A 17,826-nucleotide genomic window follows, 5' to 3' on the forward strand; every position below is an offset into this window, starting at 1 on the left:
ACCGTGCGTCAGAACACCGTGCGACCAGACACCGTGCGACACCGCGAGGAGACCCCCATGGCCGGCGAGCCGCAGCCCGACTGCCTGTTCTGCAAGATCGTGGCCGGCGAGATCCCGGCCACCGTGGTGCGCAAGACCGAGCGCACCCTGGCCTTCCGGGACATCGCCCCGAAGGCGCCCACCCACGTCCTGGTGATCCCGCACGTCCACTACCCGAACGCCGCCGAACTGGCCGCCGCCGAGCCGGAGATCGCCGGCGAGCTGCTGGCCGAGGCCGGCCGGGTCGCCGAGGACGAGGGCATCGAGGACTACCGGCTGATCTTCAACACCGGGGCCGGCGCGGGCCAGACCGTCTTCCACGCCCACGTGCACGTGCTCGGCGGGATCCCGATGACCGAGCGCATGGTCTGACCGGCGTGTCCCAGCGCGAACTCGTCGTCCTCGGCACCGCCAGCCAGGTACCGACCCGGCACCGCAACCACAACGGTTACCTGCTGCGCTGGGACGGCGAGGGCCTGCTGTTCGATCCCGGCGAGGGCACCCAGCGGCAGATGCTGCACGCCGGGGTCTCGGCCACCCAGATCACCCGGATCGCCGTCACGCACTTCCACGGCGACCACAGCCTGGGGCTCGCCGGGGTCATCCAGCGGATCAACCTGGACCGCGTCCCGCAACCGGTGGACGTCTACTTCCCGGCCTCCGGGGAGGTCTACTTCGAGCGGCTGCGGTACGCCACCGCCTACCACGAGACGGCCGTGCTGCGCCCCCGGCCGATCGACGAGCCCGGCCCGCTGCCGGTCCCCGGCGCCCGGTTCGCGCTGGACGCCGTCCGGCTGTCACACCCGGTGGAGTCCTTCGGCTACCGGCTCACCGAGCCGGACGGCCGCCGGCTGGTGCCCGAGCGGCTCGCCGCCCTCGGCATCACCGGCCCCGACGTCGGCCGGCTCCAGCACCGGGGCGCGATCGAGGTGGACGGCCGGCGCGTCACCCTGGACCAGGTCAGCGAACCGCGGATCGGCCAGCGGTTCGCCTTCGTGATGGACACCCGGATCTGCGAGGGCGTCCACGAACTCGCCGAGGGCGCCGACCTGCTGGTCATCGAGTCGACCTTCACCGACGCCGACGCCCGGCTCGCCGAGGACCACGGTCACCTGACCGCCGGACAGGCCGCCAAGGTCGCCGCCGAGGCCGGCGCGCAGACCCTGGTGCTGACCCACTTCTCGCAGCGCTACCCGGACCTCGGCCAGCACCTCGCCGACGCCCGCAAGCACTTCGACGGCACCGTGGTGCTCGCCGAGGACCTCGCCAGGGTGCCCGTCCCGCCGCGGCGCCGGCCGTGACCGGACGCGGCGCGGCGGCGGGCGGCCCGTGAACGGCGCGGAAAACCGCTCGCGCAGCCCCGCGATCTGCCGGAGCATCGTCGGGTGCGGCCCCGCCGCCCGCCGCAGCGATCACGTGCGCGGCGTACCCTGGTGCCCCGGAGAGACCGAGCGGCCCACGAGACACGGATGGGATGAGGCAGGCCCCAGCGCCGACCTATGAGTGACACATCGCAGACCCGTACCGACGGCCGGTCGCGCCCCGAACCGGCGGACGACGGCCGCACCAGCGCCCGGATCGTCATTCCCGAGAAGCACCCGATGGTCACCCTGCTCGGCACCGCGGACTCGCTGCTCCGGGTGATCGAGCGGGGCTTCCCCGCCGCCGACATCCACGTCCGCGGCAACGAGGTGACCGCCACCGGGGAGCGCGCCGAGGTGGCCCTCGTCCGGCAGCTCTTCAACGAGATGATGCTGGTGCTGCGCACCGGCCAACCCCTGACGGAGGACTCCGTGGAGCGCTCCATCGCCATGCTCCGGAGCGCCGTGGACGACCCGGACAGCCCGGCGCCGTCCCAGGTGTTCACCGCGAACATCCTGTCCAACCGGGGCCGCACCATCCGCCCCAAGACCCTCAACCAGCAGCGCTACGTCGACGCGATCGACAAGCACACGATCGTCTTCGGCCTCGGCCCGGCCGGCACCGGCAAGACCTACCTCGCGATGGCCAAGGCCGTCCAGGCCCTCCAGGCCAAGGAGGTCAACCGGATCATCCTGACCCGTCCGGCCGTCGAGGCGGGGGAGCGGCTGGGCTTCCTGCCCGGCACCCTCTACGAGAAGATCGATCCGTACCTGCGCCCGCTGTACGACGCGCTGCACGACATGATGGACCCGGACTCCATCCCGCGCCTGATGGCGGCCGGCACCATCGAGGTCGCCCCGCTCGCCTACATGCGCGGCCGCACCCTCAACGACGCCTTCATCATCCTCGACGAGGCCCAGAACACCTCGCCCGAGCAGATGAAGATGTTCCTCACCCGCCTCGGGTTCAACTCCCGGGTGGTCGTCACCGGCGACACCAGCCAGATCGACCTGCCCGGCGGCACCCGCAGCGGACTCAAGGTCGTCCAGGAGATCCTGGCCGACGTGCCCGACATCCACTTCTCCGTCCTCACCAGCACCGACGTGGTCCGCCACAAGCTGGTCGGCCGGATCGTGGACGCGTACGAGCGCTGGGACGCCCGCCAGGAGGCCGAGGACGGCGCTCCGCAGGCCCCCCGCAAGCCCTCCCAGCGGCGCCCCGGCAAGCCGGCCGCACCGCGCGCACCCCGTCAGTCCCATCGCACCGAAAGCTGAGTAACCAGCCCGTCATGTCGATCGACATCGCCAACGAGTCCGGTTGGGACGCCGACGAGGAAGCCATCCTCGACGTCGCCCGCTACGCACTGGAGAAGATGCGGATCCACCCGCAGTCCGAACTGTCCGTGATCCTGGTGGACGGCGCGGCGATGGAGGAGCTGCACATCCAGTGGATGGACCTCCCGGGCCCCACCGACGTGATGTCCTTCCCCATGGACGAGCTGCGCCCCGGCAAGGAGGGCGAGGAGCTGCCGCAGGGCCTGCTCGGCGACATCGTGCTCTGCCCCGAGGTCGCCGAGCAGCAGGGCAAGGCGGCCCCGTCGAAGCACTCGATGGACGAGGAGCTCCAGCTGCTCACCGTCCACGGCGTGCTGCACGTGCTCGGCTACGACCACGAGGAGCCGGACGAGGAGGAGGAGATGTTCGGCCTCCAGAAGGCGATCCTCGACGGTTGGCGGGCCGGTCGCGGTCTGGGCGGCATCTCGCCGGCCCCCACCACCCACTGAGCGCGGAGCCCGAACCCCTGTGAGTGGTGAGAGTACGAGCTTCATCCTCGGTGCCGTGCTGCTCGTCGTCCTCGGCTGGCTGGCCGCGTGCGCCGAGGCGGGCATCTCCCGCGTCTCCAAGTTCCGTGCGGAGGAGGCCGTCCGGGCCGGGCGGCGGGGCTCGGCCCGGCTGCTGACCCTGGCCTCCGACCCGATCCGCTACCTCAACCTGGCCACCCTGATCCGGGTGGCCAGCGAGATGGCGGCGGCCGTCCTGGTCACCGTGGTCTGCGTGCGGAACCTGGAGACCACCTGGCAGGCCGTGCTGCTGGCGTTCGGCGTGATGGTGCTGGTCTCCTTCGTGGCGGTCGGCGTCTCGCCGCGCACGATCGGCCGCCAGCACCCGCTGACCACCGCCACCGCGGCCTCCTTCGTGCTGCTGCCGCTGGCCCGGATCCTCGGCCCGATCCCGCGGCTGCTGATCCTGCTCGGCAACGCCCTGACCCCCGGCAAGGGGTACAAGGAGGGGCCGTTCGCCTCCGAGGCGGAGCTGCGCTCCCTGGTCGACCTCGCCGAGAAGAACGACGTGATCGAGGACGAGGAGCGCCGGATGGTGCACTCCGTCTTCGAACTCGGCGACACCATCGTCCGCGAGGTGATGGTGCCGCGCACCGACCTGGTGATGATCGAGCGGCACAAGACCGTCCGCCAGGCGCTCACCCTGGCGCTGCGCTCCGGCTTCTCGCGCATCCCGGTGGTCGGCGACAACGAGGACGACGTGGTCGGCATCGTCTACCTCAAGGACCTCGTCCGCCGCACCCACATCAACCGGGAGGCCGAGTCCGAGGAGGTCGGCAGCGTGATGCGCCCGGCCGTCTTCGTCCCCGACTCCAAGCCGGCCGGGGACCTGCTGCGCGAGATGCAGCAGCGCCGCTCGCACGTCGCGATCGTGATCGACGAGTACGGCGGTACTGCCGGGCTGGTCACGATCGAGGACGTCCTGGAGGAGATCGTCGGCGAGATCACCGACGAGTACGACCGGGAGATCGCGCCGGTCGAGGACCTCGGTGACGGCTCGTACCGGATCACCGCCCGGTTGCTGGTCGAGGACCTCGGCGAGCTGTTCGGCATCGAACTGGAGGACGAGGACGTCGAGACCGTCGGCGGCCTGCTCGCCAAGCACCTCGGGCGGGTGCCGATCCCCGGCTCGTCGTGCGAGATCCCGCTCCCCGAGGAGGCGGTCACCGACCTGACCGCGATCCGCCTCACCGCGGAGAGCTCGGCCGGGCGCCGCAACCGGATCGGCTCGATGGTCGCCATCCCCGTCCGCCGGGCGTCCGAGGCCGCCGCGGAGGCCGGCGAGTAGCGTCCTCCGGAGCCCCCTGTCCCGCCCCGGTGGGGCGGGGCAGGGGGCTTCCGTCACCGCTCCTCGGGCTTGGTGCCGTCCAGGGCCCTGTCCGCCGACAGGCCTGCACCCCCTGTCCCGCGTGCACGCAGCGGGCGGACTGCGGAGACGGTGTCCGGGCGATGGCCCGGCTGAGGTTGCCGGGGCGGGGAGGGGCTTGGACGATGAAGGCATGACTCATCTACTGCGTGCGGAGTACGGCCCGCAGGGGACCGCGGGAGGGGTGAAGGTCTGGCACGTGGTGCGGGACGGCGATCCCGCCACGGCCCTGTGCGGCCGCACCATGCCGGACGACGCCGACACCCGGCCGGAGCAGGAGTGGGGGACCGGGCTCCGGTGCTGCCAGCAGTGCGGCTCGCTGTACATGCACGAGGTGCCGCACATGCAAGGAAGCCACCCCTACAGCTAGGCGGAGGTCACCATGAAGCTGCAAGACGAACTGCCCGTCGACCACAAGCTCGTCACGGTCTGGCGGATCGGGGCGGGGCTCGGGGGCGTCTTCCTGATCGTGTTCGGCTGCCTCGGGCTGGCGGACCACCCGGGCTTCCTTTCCACCCATGGCAGCAACGTCGCCGGGCTGTCCACCAACGGGGCGCTGAGCATCCTCTCGATCGTGGCGGGCGCGATCCTCGTCGTCGGCGCCGTGATCGGAGGGAACTTCGCCGCCAACCTGAACATGGTGGTCGGGGTGCTGTTCGTGCTCTCCGGCTTCTACGGCCTGACGGTGCTCGGCCGGCCGGACGCCAACATCCTGAACTTCCGGATGGCCAACGTGCTGTTCGCCTTCCTCTTCGGGGTGGTGCTCACCACGTTCGGGATGTACGGCAGGGTCAGCAGCCACCTGCCGCACGACAACCCGTACTGGCGTGACCGTGCGGCGCGTGAGGAGCCGCTGCCGTCCGGTCCCAAGACCTTCGTCAAGATCATGCGGCCCGGGCCTTCGAACCCGATCGGACACTGAGCCCCGCGCGGCCCTTCCCCCCTCCCCGCAAGGCGACCGCCCCGCGGCGGCCCGGCTTCCCGGACCGCCTGCGGGGCGGTCGGCGCGCGGCTAGCCTGACGGCAGGGTCCGGGGCACCGGAGCACCGGGCGGCAGGGGAGGGGAGACGGCGATGGCCGGAACGGACGAGCGGGTGGCGCAGAACCGTGAGGTGATCGAGGAGTTCCGGGCCCGGGGCGGCGTGGTCGGCGGCCGGTTCGAGGGCCTGCCGCTGCTGTTGCTGACGACCACGGGGGCCCGCAGCGGCGAGCCGCGGGTCTCGCCGCTGGCGTACCTGGCGGACGGCGGACGCTGGGTGGTGTTCGGGGCCAACGGGGGGCGCACCGACCACCCGGGCTGGTACCACAACGTGCTGGCGGAGCCGGCCGTGCGGGTCGAGGTCGGGGGCGAGGCGTTCGCCGCGCTGGCGCGCCCGTTGGCGGACGGCGAGGAGCGCGACCGGCTCTGGGCGACGCAGACCGGGGCGCTGCCGGTGCTGGAGCAGCTGGCCGGCCGGACCGGGCGGACGGTCCCGGTGGTCGTGCTGGAGCGCGTGGACGGCTGAGGGGCCCTGTCGGGGCGGTCTCATTCCCGGCGGCACGGCGCGCCTATGCTCCTGGGCATGAGTGACATCGTCGAGCTCGACCCCGAAGACAAGAAGATCATCACCCTGGCCCGCTCCGCCCGCGCCCGCAACGGCGTCCCGGAGGGGGCCGCGGTGCGTGACGAGACCGGGCGCACCTACGTGGCCGGGACGGTCGCGCTGGAGTCGCTGCGGCTCAGCGCGCTGCAGACGGCGGTGGCGATGGCGGTGGCCAGCGGTGCGAAGTCGCTGGAGGCGGCGGCCGTGGTGAGCGAGGCCGGCGAGCCCGCCGAGGCCGACCTGGCCGCGGTGCGGGACCTCGGCGGGGCCGGGACGCCGGTGCTGCTGGCCGGGCCGGACGGGGTGCTGAAGGTGGCGGCCGAGGCCCGCTGAGCCGGCTGGCGGCGGAGCGCCCGGGGTGGAAGCCCCGGGCGCTCCGCCGTCTGTGTTCGGCAGATAATCTCACCGGGAGTGGGTCGCGGTGAGGGGGCTGGGGAGATGGGGCCGTACGCGTTCTTCGCGGGGCTGCTGCTGGGCGTGATGGGGATGGGCAAGTGGCAGGAGACCGGCTCGCCGTTCTGGCTCTGGGGCTCGGTGGCCTTCCTGCTACTGGTGCTGATCATGGGTTTGGCGTCGCTCGGGGGAGGCGACAAGGGCTGAGCGGAGGCCGTTCGGGCGGCCGCGTCCGTCGCGCTCCCGGTGATCAGGGAGAATGGAGCGCATGAGTGCCCCTTCCTCCTCGTACCGCTCCGGCTTCGCGTGCTTCGTCGGCCGGCCCAACGCGGGCAAGTCGACCCTGACCAACGCCCTGGTGGGGACGAAGGTCGCGATCACCTCCGACCGTCCGCAGACCACCCGGCACACCGTGCGCGGCATCGTGCACCGCCCGGACGCCCAGCTCGTCCTGGTCGACACCCCCGGTCTGCACAAGCCGCGCACCCTGCTCGGCGAGCGCCTGAACGACCTGGTCCGCTCCACCTGGGCCGAGGTCGACGTGATCGGCTTCTGCCTGCCCGCCGACCAGAAGCTCGGCCCCGGCGACAAGTTCATCGCCAAGGAACTCGCCGAGATCAAGAAGACCCCCAAGGTGGCCATCGTCACCAAGACCGACCTGGTCGACTCCAAGCGGCTGGCCGAGCAGCTGATCGCCATCCATCAGCTCGGCGTCGAGCTGGGCATCGAGTGGGCCGAGATCATCCCGGTCTCGGCGGTCGGCGACAAGCAGGTGGACCTGGTCGCCGAGCTGATCACCAAGCTGCTCCCGGAGGGCATGCCGCTCTACCCGGACGGCGACCTCACCGACGAGCCCGAGCAGATCATGGTCGCCGAGCTGATCCGCGAGGCGGCGCTGGAGGGCGTCCGGGACGAGCTTCCGCACTCGCTGGCCGTCGTGGTCGAGGAGATGATCCCGCGCGAGGGCCGCCCGGCGGACCGCCCGCTGCTGGACATCCACGCCAACGTCTACATCGAGCGGCAGAGCCAGAAGGCCATCGTGATCGGCGCCAAGGGCTCCCGGCTCAAGCACGTCGGCACCACCGCCCGCAAGCACATCGAGGCGCTGCTCGGCACGCCGGTCTACCTGGACCTGCACGTCAAGGTGGCCAAGGACTGGCAGCGGGACCCGAAGCAGCTGCGCAAGCTGGGCTTCTGACCCCGCGGGACTCGGCAGGGGGCCCGCCCGGACGATCGCGTCCGGGCGGGCCCCTCGCCGTTCGGCCGGTCGTCCCGTCCGGCGGCCGAGGGCCCGGGGTGCTGTGCGGGGGCCGGCCGGGACGGCCTACGCGCCCTCGCGCAGCACCAGCGAGACCAGCTCCCGCTGGGAGTCGGTGAGCTTCGGGTCGGCGCAGTGCACCGTCCGGCCATCGACCGTGATCTCGTAGTGGAAGCCGTCCGGCACTCCGTACGAGGGCGACCGGAGCCCGCCCGCGACGGCCTCGCGGGCGAGCGCGTGGACGTGCGGGGCGTCCACCCGCTCGGTGGTGTCGAGCTCCGCGCGGCGGACGAGCCCCGCGAGGCCGCCGGTCCGGGTCACCTGGATACGCATGGTGTCCATGGTGCTACGCAGGGATGGTTGTTTGCCGGGCTTTTTCCGGACCTTGACCTTTGCGGGCCTTGAGCCCGGCTGAACCCGGGCTCAACCGGGGTCGCGGACCCCGCCCGGGCCCGGGTCAGGCCGTGCTGACGCCGACCTGCGCCCAGGCCGCCGTGACCGTGTCGGCGACCGTGGTCTGCGGGTAGCGGTCCCCGGCGGCCGCGACGGTGGCCCGGGCGAACGCGGGGAAGTCGGCGTCGGCGGCCAGCCGCCGGCCGGTCAGCGCGTCGTACCAGATCCGCCCGGCCCGCTCCCAGGCCGGGCCGCCGAGCGCGGTGGCCAGCAGGTAGAAGGCGTGGTTGGGGATGCCGGAGTTGATGTGCACGCCGCCGTTGTCCTGGGCGGTGTGCACGTAGTCGCGCAGGTGGGCCGGCTGCGGGTCCTTGCCGAGCCGGGGGTCGTCGTACGCGGTGCCGGGCGCCTTCATCGAGCGCAGCGCCACCCCCTGCACGCCGGGGGCGAGCAGCCCGGCGCCGATCAGCCAGTCCGCGTCGGCGGCGTCCTGACGGAGCGCGTACTGCTTGACGAGCGAGCCGAAGACGTCGGAGACGGACTCGTTGAGCGCGCCGGACTGGCCGCGGTACTCCAGTCCGGCGGTGAACTGGGTGACGCCGTGGGTGAGTTCGTGGCCGATGACGTCGACGCAGGCGGTGAAGTCGCCGAACACCTCGCCGTCGCCGTCCCCGAAGACCATCCGCTGGCCGTCCCAGAAGGCGTTGTCGTAGTGCAGGCCGTAGTGCACGGTGGCGTCCAGGCGCAGGCCCTGGTCGTCGATCGAGCGGCGCCCGTACGCGTCGGCGAAGAGCGCGAAGGTGGCACCGAGGCCGTCGTAGGCGTGGTTGACGGACTGGTCCCGGACGGGCGTCTGGCCCTCCCGGCGGACGGTGCGGCCGGGCACCTGTTCGGTGTGGCCGGCGTCGCCGATCACCCGGTCCAGACGGGCGGAGCCGGGCTGGGCGGGGCCGGCGGTGAGGCGGGCCGTGCGGTGCACGGCGTCCAGGGTGAGGGAGCGGGCGGCGGGCTCGTGACCGTCCTCGGCGAGGCGGTCCAGGACGTAGGGCGGGACGATCGTGCACAACGGCGCGGCGGCAGTCATGTGGCCTAGGGTGAGGCTTCGGTGACCACTTGTCACTGGCATGGGCAGAACCGGCGGCGTCTCAAGGGGTGGAATGTCCGCCCGGCTCACTTCGGGGGCGCGCGGCCTTCGGTTACGCTGGAGCACATCATGCGCAACGGGCTGCTTCTTCTTAGCTGCCGCGTCGAGGGCCTGTAGTCCACCAAGGGCCGGCTCCCTCGCCGCGGGGACTGTGCTGTGCGCGTAGGAATCGGGCGACCCGATGAGGGGTCGTGAGCGGCAGCAGGCCGGCCAGTCGGGTGTCCACCTCGCCCCGACAAGCCTCGCATCCACAGGAAGCCGAGAGTCACCTCCATGACCGAGCAGAGCTCCGCCGTGTCCATCCCCGCCGCCCGCGCGTTCGTCGACCGTCCGACCCCGATCACCGCCGCGACCGTGCGCCAGCAGCCCGCGGGCATGCGCCACGGCCGCTACCTGCCGTTCGGCACCGTCGAGCTGCCGGACCGCACCTGGCCCTCGAAGGTGATCACCAAGGCGCCGCGCTGGCTCTCCACCGACCTGCGGGACGGCAACCAGGCGCTGATCGACCCGATGTCGCCGGCCCGCAAGCGCAAGATGTTCGACCTGCTGGTCACGATGGGCTACAAGGAGATCGAGGTCGGCTTCCCGTCCTCCGGGGCCACCGACCACGCCTTCGTACGGTCGCTGATCGAGGAGGGGGCGATCCCCGAGGACGTCACCATCTCGGTGCTGACGCAGGCCCGCGAGGAGCTGATCGAGAAGACCGTCGAGTCGCTGGTCGGCGCCCCGCGCGCGACCGTCCACCTGTACAACGCGACGGCGCCGCTGTTCCGCCGGGTGGTGTTCCGCAACGACAAGGCGGCCACCAAGGCGATCGCCACCGACGGCACCCGGCTGGTGATGGAGTACGCGGAGAAGCTGCTGGGCGACGACACCGTCTTCGGCTACCAGTACTCGCCGGAGATCTTCGTCGACACCGAGCTGGACTTCGCGCTGGAGGTCTGCGAGGCGGTCATGGACGTCTGGCAGCCGGGCGAGGGCCGCGAGATCATCCTGAACCTGCCGGCCACCATCGAGCGGGCCACCCCGAACGTCCAGGCCGACCAGTTCGAGTGGATGTCCCGCAACCTGTCGCGCCGCGAGTACGTCTGCCTGTCGGTGCACCCGCACAACGACCGGGGCACCGCCGTCGCCTCCGCCGAGCTGGCCTACATGGCCGGCGCCGACCGGATCGAGGGCTGCCTGTTCGGCCAGGGCGAGCGGACCGGCAACGTCGACCTGGTCACCCTGGGCATGAACCTGTTCTCGCAGGGCGTCGACCCGCAGATCGACTTCTCCGACATCGACGAGGTCCGCCGCACCGCCGAGTACTGCAACCAGATGGAGGTGCACCCGCGCCACCCGTACGCCGGCGACCTGGTGTACACCTCCTTCTCCGGCTCGCACCAGGACGCGATCAAGAAGGGCTTCGACGCCCTGGAGGCCGACGCGAAGGCGGCCGGGGTGCCGGTGGACGAGCACCCGTGGGGCGTGCCCTACCTGCCGATCGACCCGAAGGACGTCGGCCGCACGTACGAGGCCGTCATCCGGGTCAACAGCCAGTCCGGCAAGGGCGGTGTCGCGTACGTCCTGAAGAACGACCACAAGCTGGACCTGCCGCGCCGGATGCAGATCGAGTTCTCCCGGATCATCCAGGCCAAGACCGACGCCGAGGGCGGCGAGGTCACCCCGGCCGCGATCTGGGCGGTCTTCCAGGACGAGTACCTGCCGACCACCGACAACCCGTGGGGCCGGATCTCGCTGGCCGGCTCGCGCAGCCTGACCACCGAGGACGGCCGGGACGCGCTGACCGCCGAGGCCGTGGTCGACGGCGTACCGGTCACCCTGTCCGGTGCCGGCAACGGCCCGGTGTCCGCCTTCGCCGACGCGCTGGCCCGGATCGGCGTGGACGTCCGGGTGCTGGACTACGCCGAGCACGCGCTGAGCGAGGGCGGCGACGCCCAGGCCGCCGCGTACGTCGAGTGCGCCGTGGACGGCAAGGTGCTGTGGGGCGTCGGCATCGACGGCAACACCGTGCTGGCCTCGCTGAAGGCGATGATCAGCGCCGTCAACCGCCTGCAGCGCGGATAGTTCGTACGGGTGGAAGCCGTCGGGCCGTCCTCCGGGGCGGCCCGGCGGCGTTCGCGGCGCCCGCGGGCGGCGAGGACGTGCGCACTGTGTCCTGCGCCACATTTTTTCGGGTTCCGGGCCGTTCGGGGTACTGACACGTGCCGGTAACCATGGCAACATCGACGCACCGGAAAGCCGGGTCGGTGGGACGGCCTCGGCGTCCGGTCGCGTGACCTGCCCATAGTTGTGCAGGCCGCCTGCCATGTCTGGGGAGTGGCGCCGTGACAGGGTTGTGGGGTGTTCGCCCGAGGTGGCGGACTGACGTTCTCGGTGACTTCTTCTGCCCGGGCTGTGGCGGAGACCGCAACTACCGCCGGCAGCACGGCCGGCGGTGGCTGCGGTTGCTCGGCACCCCGGTACTGCCGCTCGGCCCGGTCATCGGCAGCGTGCAGTGCACCACCTGCCACGGCCGGTACGGGGTGGAGAGCCTGGAACAGCCCACCTGCGTCCGCCTCGGATCCATGCTGCGCGACGCCCGGTACACCGTCGCACTGGCCGTGCTGGCCGCCGGCGGCACCGCGCACCGGGCGGCCCGCGAGGCGGCCTGCGCGGCCGTCCGGGACGCCGGCTTCGAGGACTGCGGCGAGGCCCAGGTGCTGGCCGCGCTGGCCGCGCTCTCCGGCCTCGGCGGGGAGCTCTACGACGCCCACGGGATGGCCGGCGGCCTGGCCGTGGAGCTGCACGCGGTGCTCGAACCGCTCGCCCCGCACCTCGCCCACCAGGGCCGGGAACTGCTGCTGCTGCAGGGCGCGGCGATCGCCCTCGCCGACGGGCGCTACCTGCCGCAGGAGCGCGAGGCGCTGGACGCGGTCGGGCGCTGTCTGGACCTGCCGCAGGCCACGGTCGGGGCGCTGCTGGAGGCGGCGACCCGCGCCTCCCGCTAGACCTCCCCGCCGTCCCGGTCCCACCCTCGAAGACCCCCACAAAACGGGCCCGACCCCCCTCTCGGGCCCGCCGTGACCCGCACCCCTCGGGGCACGCCCCCAACGGGCCCTGGTGCGGGCCACACGGCTGCCGCCGTTCCTGCGCGACAATGGTGGGATGTCCACACTGTTCGACGCCCGCCCGCCCGCCCGTCACCGGCCGCGAGGCGGGCCGCATGAGCGAGGTGGGCGCATGAGTGAGCGGAGCGAGCGAGTCGTCGGCGGGTGCGTGTGGGCGAATGCCCCTGCCGAGCGCAGCGAGGCGGGCGCATGAGTCTGTTCCGGGACGACGGCGTGGTGCTCCGGGCGCAGAAGCTCGGCGAGGCCGACCGGATCATCACCCTGCTCACCCGCCAGCACGGCAAGGTCCGTGCGGTGGCGCGCGGGGTGCGCAAGACCAAGTCCAAGTTCGGCGCCCGGCTGGAGCCGTTCTCGCACGTGGACGTGCAGTTCTTCAGCCGCGGCAGCGACCTGGTCGGCCGCGGCCTGCCGCTCTGCACCCAGGTGGAGACGATCGCCCCGTACGGCGGCCCGATCGTCGCCGACTACGGCCGCTACACCGCCGGGACGGCCATGCTGGAGACGGCGGAACGCTTCGCCGAGAACGAGGGCGAGCCGGCCGTCCAGCAGTACCTGCTGCTGGTCGGCGGCCTGCGCACGCTGGCCGCCGGGCTGCACGAGTCGCACCTGGTGCTGGACGCCTTCCTGCTCCGCTCGCTGGCGGTCAACGGGTACGGCGCGAGCTTCACCGACTGCGCCAAGTGCGGGCTCGAAGGCCCCAACCGGTTCTTCTCGCTCCAGGCGGGCGGTGTGCTCTGCGGGGACTGCCGAGTGCCCGGATGTGCCGTACCCTCCCCTGAGACACTGGTACTGCTCGGGGCGCTGCTGTCAGGGGACTGGCAGACGGCCGACACCTGCGAGCCGAGGTACTGGCGGGAGGGCAGCGGCCTGGTCGCGGCCTATCTGCAGTGGCACCTGGAGCGGGGCATCCGCTCGATGAGATACGTGGAGAAGTGAGCACATGGCAGCGCGACGGCTCTTCGGCGGCGGCAAGCAGCGGGAGTACCTCCCCCCGACCCCGCACCCCAGCGGTGCCGAGCCGCCGAAGATCCCCGGTGAGCTGGTCCCCGGCCACGTCGCGATCGTGATGGACGGCAACGGCCGCTGGGCCAAGGAGCGCGGGCTGCCGCGCACGGAGGGCCACAAGGTCGGCGAGTCCGTGGTGCTGGACGTCCTCAAGGGCGCGATCGAGCTCGGTGTGAAGAACATCTCGCTGTACGCGTTCTCCACCGAGAACTGGAAGCGCTCGCCCGACGAGGTGAAGTTCCTGATGAACTTCAACCGGGACGTCATCCGCCGCCGCCGTGACGAGATGGACGCGATGGGCGTGCGGATCCGCTGGGCCGGCCGGATGCCCAAGCTCTGGAAGAGCGTCGTCCAGGAGCTCCAGGTCGCCGAGGAGCAGACCAAGGGCAACGACGCCGTCACGCTCTACATGTGCGTCAACTACGGCGGCCGGGCCGAGATCGCGGACGCCACGGCGGCCATCGCGGCCGACGTCGCCGCGGGCCGGCTGGACCCGAAGAAGGTCACCGAGAAGACCATCGCCAAGTACCTGTACCACCCGGACATGCCGGACGTGGACCTCTTCCTGCGCCCGAGCGGCGAGCAGCGGACGTCCAACTTCCTGCTCTGGCAGTCCGCGTACGCCGAGTTCGTGTTCCAGGACGTGCTCTGGCCGGACTTCGACCGCCGGGACCTCTGGCGGGCCTGCGAGCAGTACGCGATGCGCGACCGGCGCTTCGGCGGGGCGATCCCGAACGAGGTGGCGCCGGAGGTGCCCGCGCAGCGCTGAGCCGGCGCCCGCCGCGCCGGCGGTACGCCAAAGGGCCCGTGGGACGCGTCCCACGGGCCCTTTGGTGTATGGCGCTCAGGACTTCTTGGCGCACTCCGCGCAGGTGCCGAAGATCTCCAGGGTGTGCGCGATGTCGCTGAAGCCGTGCTCGGCGGCGACCGAGTTGGCCCAGCGCTCGACGGCCGGCCCCTCGACCTCGACGGTCGCTCCGCAGTGTCGGCAGACCAGGTGGTGGTGGTGCCCGCTGCTGCAACGGCGGTAGACCGCCTCGCCGTCGGCGGTGCGCAGCACGTCCACCTCGCCCGCGTCGGCGAGCGACTGCAGGGTGCGGTAGACCGTGGTCAGGCCCACCGAGTCACCCCGGTGCTTGAGCATGTCGTGGAGCTCCTGCGCGCTGCGGAAGTCCTCGATCTCGTCCAGGGCTGCCGAGACGGCGGCACGCTGCCGGGTCGAGCGGGCGCGCGGCGACGGGCCTGCGGTGGTCACCGTGGGTCCTCCTGGGTGTGTGGGCGTCTCGCACCTCATTGTGCCAGCCCCGCACTGCGCTCTGGAGAGGTTGCGTCGGCCGGGCTCTGCCCGGGCAGTTGGACGTCGCAGACCCGGGGCCCGGACTCGCCCGCCGCCCGGTGCCGGCGGCGGGCCAGCGGGGTGGCGACCGCGCTGAAGACCGCGAAGACGGCGATGGCGAGCAGCACGATGGCCGGGCCGGAGGGGACGTCCAGGTGGTACGAGCCGGTGACGCCGGCCAGCGCGACCACCACGCCGAGCCCGATGGAGGCGGCCTGGGTGGCGGCGAAGGAGCGGGTGAGCTGCTGGGCGGCGACCACCGGGACCACCATCAGCGCGCTGACCAGCAGCAGGCCGACGACCCGCATGGCGACGGTGACGGTGACCGCGGCCATCACGGCGAGCAGCAGGTTGAGGAAGCGCACCGGCAGGCCGGTGACCCGGGCGAAGTCCTCGTCCTGGCAGATCGCGAAGAGCTGGCGGCGCAGGCCGACGGTGACGGCGATCACCAGGGCGCCGAGGATCCCGATGGTGGCGAGGTCGGCCGGGGTGACGGTCAGGATGGAGCCCCAGAGGTAGGACTCCAGCGAGCCGGCGCCGGCCTGGGCGGACTTCGAGACCAGCAGCTTTCCGCAGGCCATGCCGCCGTAGAAGAGCATGGCGAGCGCGATGTCGCCGCGCTGGTTGCCGCGCGAGCGGACCAGTTCCATGGCGACGGCGCCGAGGACGCAGACCAGCACGGCCATCCAGACCGGGCTGGTGTCGAAGATGAAGCCGAGGCCCACGCCGGTCATCGCGACGTGGCCCATGCCGTCGCCCATCAGTGCCTGGCGCCGCTGGACGAGGTAGATGCCGACGGCGGGCGCGGTGATGCCGACCAGGACGGCGGCGAGCAGCGCCCGCTGCATGAAGTCGTACTGGAGCATCTCGGTCATGCCAGCAGTCCCTGGGTGTGGTGGTGGTCCTCGTGCGGGTGGACGTGGTCGTGCCCGGGGAGCGCGTGCAGCCCGGTGTTGGGGACGGGCGGGCCGTCGTGGGCGACGCAGCCGTCGCGGAGCACCACCGCACGGTCGATCAGCGGCTCCAGCGGCCCGAGTTCGTGCAGCACCAGCAGGACGGCGGCGCCGCGCGCGACCTCGGCGCGCAGGGTGTCGGCGAGCACCTGCTGGCTGGCGGCGTCGACCCCGGCCATCGGCTCGTCCATGATCAGCAGGTCGGGGGAGCCGACCAGGGCGCGGGCGATCAGCACCCGCTGCTGCTGGCCGCCGGAGAGGTCCGCGACGCCGTCCCCGGCCCGGTCCAGCATGCCGACGGCGGCCAGCGCGCGGTCCACCGCCACGCGGTCCTTGCGGCGGAACGGCAGCAGGCCGTGCTGCGGCAGCCGCCCGGTGGAGACCACCTCGCGGACGGTGGCCGGGACGCCGGAGGCGGCGGTGGTGCGCTGCGGGACGTACCCGATCCGGTGCCAGGCACGGAACTTGGCGAACGGCGTGCCGAACAGCTCCAGGCCGCCCTGGTCCAGCGGCACGGCGCCGGTCACGGCCTTGACGGTGGTGGACTTGCCGGAGCCGTTGGCGCCGAGCAGCGCGACGACCTCACCGGGGTTCACGGTGAGGTCGACGCCGCGCAGCACCGGCCGGCCGCCGCGGGAGGCGACGGCGCCGTGGAGGCTGACGGCCGGGGGTGTCGGGTATGCCATGAGGTGCTGTCGTCCCGTCAGCTGGTGGTCGCGGGGGTGGTCGCGGCCGGGGCGGTGGCGGCCGGGGTGGTGGCGGCGGCCGCGGGGGTGCTCGCGGGAGTGCCTGCGGGGGTGGTCGCGCCGAGGGCGGCCTGGAGGTTGGCGAGGTTGCGCTTCATCACCGTCAGGTAGTCGTCCTTGGGGCCGCCGTTGGACGCATCGGTCTTGACGCCCTCCAGTGGGTCCAGGACGGCGGTCTTGAGGCCGAGGTCCTTGGCGACGGTCTCGGCGAGCTTGGGGCTGACCAGGGTCTCGAAGAAGACCGTGGTGACGCCGTGCTCCTTGGCGGCCTTCTGGACCTCGGCGAGGCGGGCCGGCGTGGGCTCGGACTCCGGGTCGACGCCGTTGATGGCGACCTGGGTGAGGCCGTAGTGCTCGGCGAGGTAGCCGAAGGCGGCGTGGCTGGTGACGAACGTCCGGGTCCCGGCGTCCTTCAGGCCGTCCCGGAACTCCTGGTCCAGGGTGGTGAGCCTGCCGACCAGGTCGTCGGTGTTCTTCTGGTAGTCGGCCGCGTGCTCCGGGTCGGCCTTGGCGAACCCGGCGCCGACGCTCTTGGCGACCGCCGCGTACCGGGTGGGGTCGAGCCAGAGGTGCGGGTCGCCGGCGGCCTCGGCGTGGTCGTGGCCGTCGCCCTCGGAGTGCCCCTCGCCGAGGTGGTGGTCGACCAGCGGGCTGGCGGCGGTGGCGTCGATCACGTGCTTGGCGCCGGAGTCGGCGACGGCCTTGTCCACGGTGGGCTGGAGGCCCTTGAGGTAGACGACCGCGCCGGCCTTCTTGACGCTCGCGACCTGCTTGGCGGTGAGCTCCAGGTCGTGCGGCTCGACGCCGGCCGCGGTGAGGTCGGTGACCTTGACGTGCTCGCCGCCGATCTGCGAGGCGAGGTACTCCATCGGGTAGAAGGAGGCGACGACGTCCAGCTTGCCGCCGGAGCCCTTGGCGCTGCTGTCCCCGCCACAGGCGGTGAGGAGGAGGGTGGCGGACAGGGCGGTGGCGGTCAGGGCTATGGCGGTGCGGGAGGGTCGTCGGATCATCATGACAACCATTCTCAGGCTAGATGGAAATGATTGTCAAATCACTCGGACGGGTGAACAAGGGGTGACGACGAGTGGGAGGAGCCGGGGGATTCCGATGGGCGGGAGAGCCCGGGCAATACCGATTTGAACCCCGTACCCGTATGGCCGGTAACCTGAGGTATTCGGGTACGCGCAACCAGCCGTGCCCTGACCGTGCCGTCGTACTGAAGAGAGCACTGTGGCCGCCGACAAGATCGACACGATCGTCAGCCTGAGCAAGCGCCGTGGCTTCGTCTACCCCTG

At 72.1% G+C, this 17,826-nt stretch carries 21 protein-coding genes; 15 read left to right on the forward strand and 6 right to left on the reverse strand.

What is annotated here, in order from left to right; all coding sequences use genetic code 11:
* Positions 1-57 precede the first annotated feature (57 nt).
* From C2142_RS26185 to era, 11 genes are all read left to right on the forward strand, one after another.
* The gene (locus C2142_RS26185; RefSeq protein ID WP_148645209.1) at positions 58-411 is read left to right on the forward strand and encodes a histidine triad nucleotide-binding protein; all 354 of its coding nucleotides are present in this window, start codon (positions 58-60) and stop codon (positions 409-411) included.
* Positions 412-416: 5 nt separating this feature from the next.
* Positions 417-1,340, forward strand: a complete 924-nt coding sequence (locus C2142_RS26190) for a ribonuclease Z (protein WP_148645210.1) — start codon at positions 417-419, stop codon at positions 1,338-1,340.
* A 300-nt stretch (positions 1,341-1,640) separates the two neighbouring features.
* On the forward strand, positions 1,641-2,675 hold the full coding sequence (locus C2142_RS26195) for a PhoH family protein (protein ID WP_241003272.1): 1,035 nt from the start codon (positions 1,641-1,643) through the stop codon (positions 2,673-2,675).
* A gap of 14 nt (positions 2,676-2,689) precedes the next feature.
* Positions 2,690-3,184, forward strand: coding sequence for an rRNA maturation RNase YbeY (gene ybeY, locus C2142_RS26200; RefSeq protein WP_148645212.1), 495 nt, complete (start codon positions 2,690-2,692; stop codon positions 3,182-3,184).
* A gap of 19 nt (positions 3,185-3,203) precedes the next feature.
* Positions 3,204-4,529 (forward strand): hemolysin family protein, encoded by a 1,326-nt coding sequence (locus C2142_RS26205; protein WP_174315744.1) that lies wholly within the window; start codon positions 3,204-3,206, stop codon positions 4,527-4,529.
* Between the two features lie 211 nt (positions 4,530-4,740).
* Positions 4,741-4,977, forward strand: coding sequence for a hypothetical protein (locus C2142_RS26210; RefSeq protein WP_148645213.1), 237 nt, complete (start codon positions 4,741-4,743; stop codon positions 4,975-4,977).
* 12 nt (positions 4,978-4,989) lie between these two features.
* A complete protein-coding gene (locus C2142_RS26215) occupies positions 4,990-5,529 on the forward strand; it encodes a DUF4383 domain-containing protein (RefSeq protein WP_148645214.1) in 540 nt (179 codons plus the stop codon).
* 151 nt (positions 5,530-5,680) lie between these two features.
* Positions 5,681-6,112, forward strand: coding sequence for a nitroreductase/quinone reductase family protein (locus tag C2142_RS26220; protein WP_148645215.1), 432 nt, complete (start codon positions 5,681-5,683; stop codon positions 6,110-6,112).
* A 57-nt stretch (positions 6,113-6,169) separates the two neighbouring features.
* Positions 6,170-6,523, forward strand: coding sequence for a cytidine deaminase (locus C2142_RS26225; RefSeq protein ID WP_148645216.1), 354 nt, complete (start codon positions 6,170-6,172; stop codon positions 6,521-6,523).
* A gap of 105 nt (positions 6,524-6,628) precedes the next feature.
* The gene (locus C2142_RS26230) at positions 6,629-6,790 is read left to right on the forward strand and encodes a hypothetical protein (protein WP_153882821.1); all 162 of its coding nucleotides are present in this window, start codon (positions 6,629-6,631) and stop codon (positions 6,788-6,790) included.
* A gap of 61 nt (positions 6,791-6,851) precedes the next feature.
* Positions 6,852-7,781, forward strand: coding sequence for a GTPase Era (gene era / locus C2142_RS26235; protein WP_148645217.1), 930 nt, complete (start codon positions 6,852-6,854; stop codon positions 7,779-7,781).
* 126 nt (positions 7,782-7,907) lie between these two features.
* On the opposite strand, the gene C2142_RS26240 is transcribed toward era, so the two are convergent.
* Together C2142_RS26240 and C2142_RS26245 are read right to left on the reverse strand one after the other, a co-directional pair.
* Positions 7,908-8,174 (reverse strand): protealysin inhibitor emfourin, encoded by a 267-nt coding sequence (locus C2142_RS26240; protein ID WP_148645218.1) that lies wholly within the window; start codon positions 8,172-8,174, stop codon positions 7,908-7,910.
* A gap of 124 nt (positions 8,175-8,298) precedes the next feature.
* The gene (locus C2142_RS26245; RefSeq protein WP_148645219.1) at positions 8,299-9,318 is read right to left on the reverse strand and encodes a M4 family metallopeptidase; all 1,020 of its coding nucleotides are present in this window, start codon (positions 9,316-9,318) and stop codon (positions 8,299-8,301) included.
* A 333-nt stretch (positions 9,319-9,651) separates the two neighbouring features.
* On the opposite strand from C2142_RS26245, the gene leuA reads away from it, so the two are divergent.
* The 4 genes from leuA (at position 9,652) to C2142_RS26265 (ending at position 14,265) form a co-directional block, all read left to right on the forward strand.
* Positions 9,652-11,448: a 2-isopropylmalate synthase gene (gene leuA, locus C2142_RS26250; RefSeq protein WP_148645220.1), complete on the forward strand. Its 1,797-nt coding sequence runs from the start codon at positions 9,652-9,654 to the stop codon at positions 11,446-11,448.
* Between the two features lie 380 nt (positions 11,449-11,828).
* Complete coding sequence (locus C2142_RS26255; protein WP_241002791.1) at positions 11,829-12,371, forward strand: TerB family tellurite resistance protein; 543 nt, start codon at positions 11,829-11,831, stop codon at positions 12,369-12,371.
* Positions 12,372-12,680: 309 nt separating this feature from the next.
* A complete protein-coding gene (gene recO / locus C2142_RS26260) occupies positions 12,681-13,427 on the forward strand; it encodes a DNA repair protein RecO (protein ID WP_148645222.1) in 747 nt (248 codons plus the stop codon).
* Positions 13,428-13,431: 4 nt separating this feature from the next.
* A complete protein-coding gene (locus C2142_RS26265) occupies positions 13,432-14,265 on the forward strand; it encodes an isoprenyl transferase (protein ID WP_148645223.1) in 834 nt (277 codons plus the stop codon).
* 75 nt (positions 14,266-14,340) lie between these two features.
* Here the strand turns inward: C2142_RS26265 and C2142_RS26270 are convergent, their stop codons facing one another.
* The 4 genes from C2142_RS26270 to C2142_RS26285 are packed head-to-tail and all read right to left on the reverse strand — an operon-like array spanning position 14,341 to position 17,544.
* Positions 14,341-14,751, reverse strand: a complete 411-nt coding sequence (locus tag C2142_RS26270; RefSeq protein WP_148645224.1) for a Fur family transcriptional regulator — start codon at positions 14,749-14,751, stop codon at positions 14,341-14,343.
* A 35-nt stretch (positions 14,752-14,786) separates the two neighbouring features.
* A complete protein-coding gene (locus C2142_RS26275; RefSeq protein WP_241002792.1) occupies positions 14,787-15,707 on the reverse strand; it encodes a metal ABC transporter permease in 921 nt (306 codons plus the stop codon).
* Complete coding sequence (locus C2142_RS26280; RefSeq protein ID WP_148645225.1) at positions 15,704-16,471, reverse strand: metal ABC transporter ATP-binding protein; 768 nt, start codon at positions 16,469-16,471, stop codon at positions 15,704-15,706. The genes C2142_RS26275 and C2142_RS26280 overlap by 4 nt, the downstream gene beginning before the upstream one ends.
* A gap of 17 nt (positions 16,472-16,488) precedes the next feature.
* Positions 16,489-17,544 (reverse strand): metal ABC transporter substrate-binding protein, encoded by a 1,056-nt coding sequence (locus tag C2142_RS26285; RefSeq protein WP_148645226.1) that lies wholly within the window; start codon positions 17,542-17,544, stop codon positions 16,489-16,491.
* Positions 17,545-17,826: the final 282 nt, after the last annotated feature.

The organism is Streptomyces sp. CB01881, assembly GCF_002953255.1.
Classification (GTDB): domain Bacteria; phylum Actinomycetota; class Actinomycetes; order Streptomycetales; family Streptomycetaceae; genus Kitasatospora.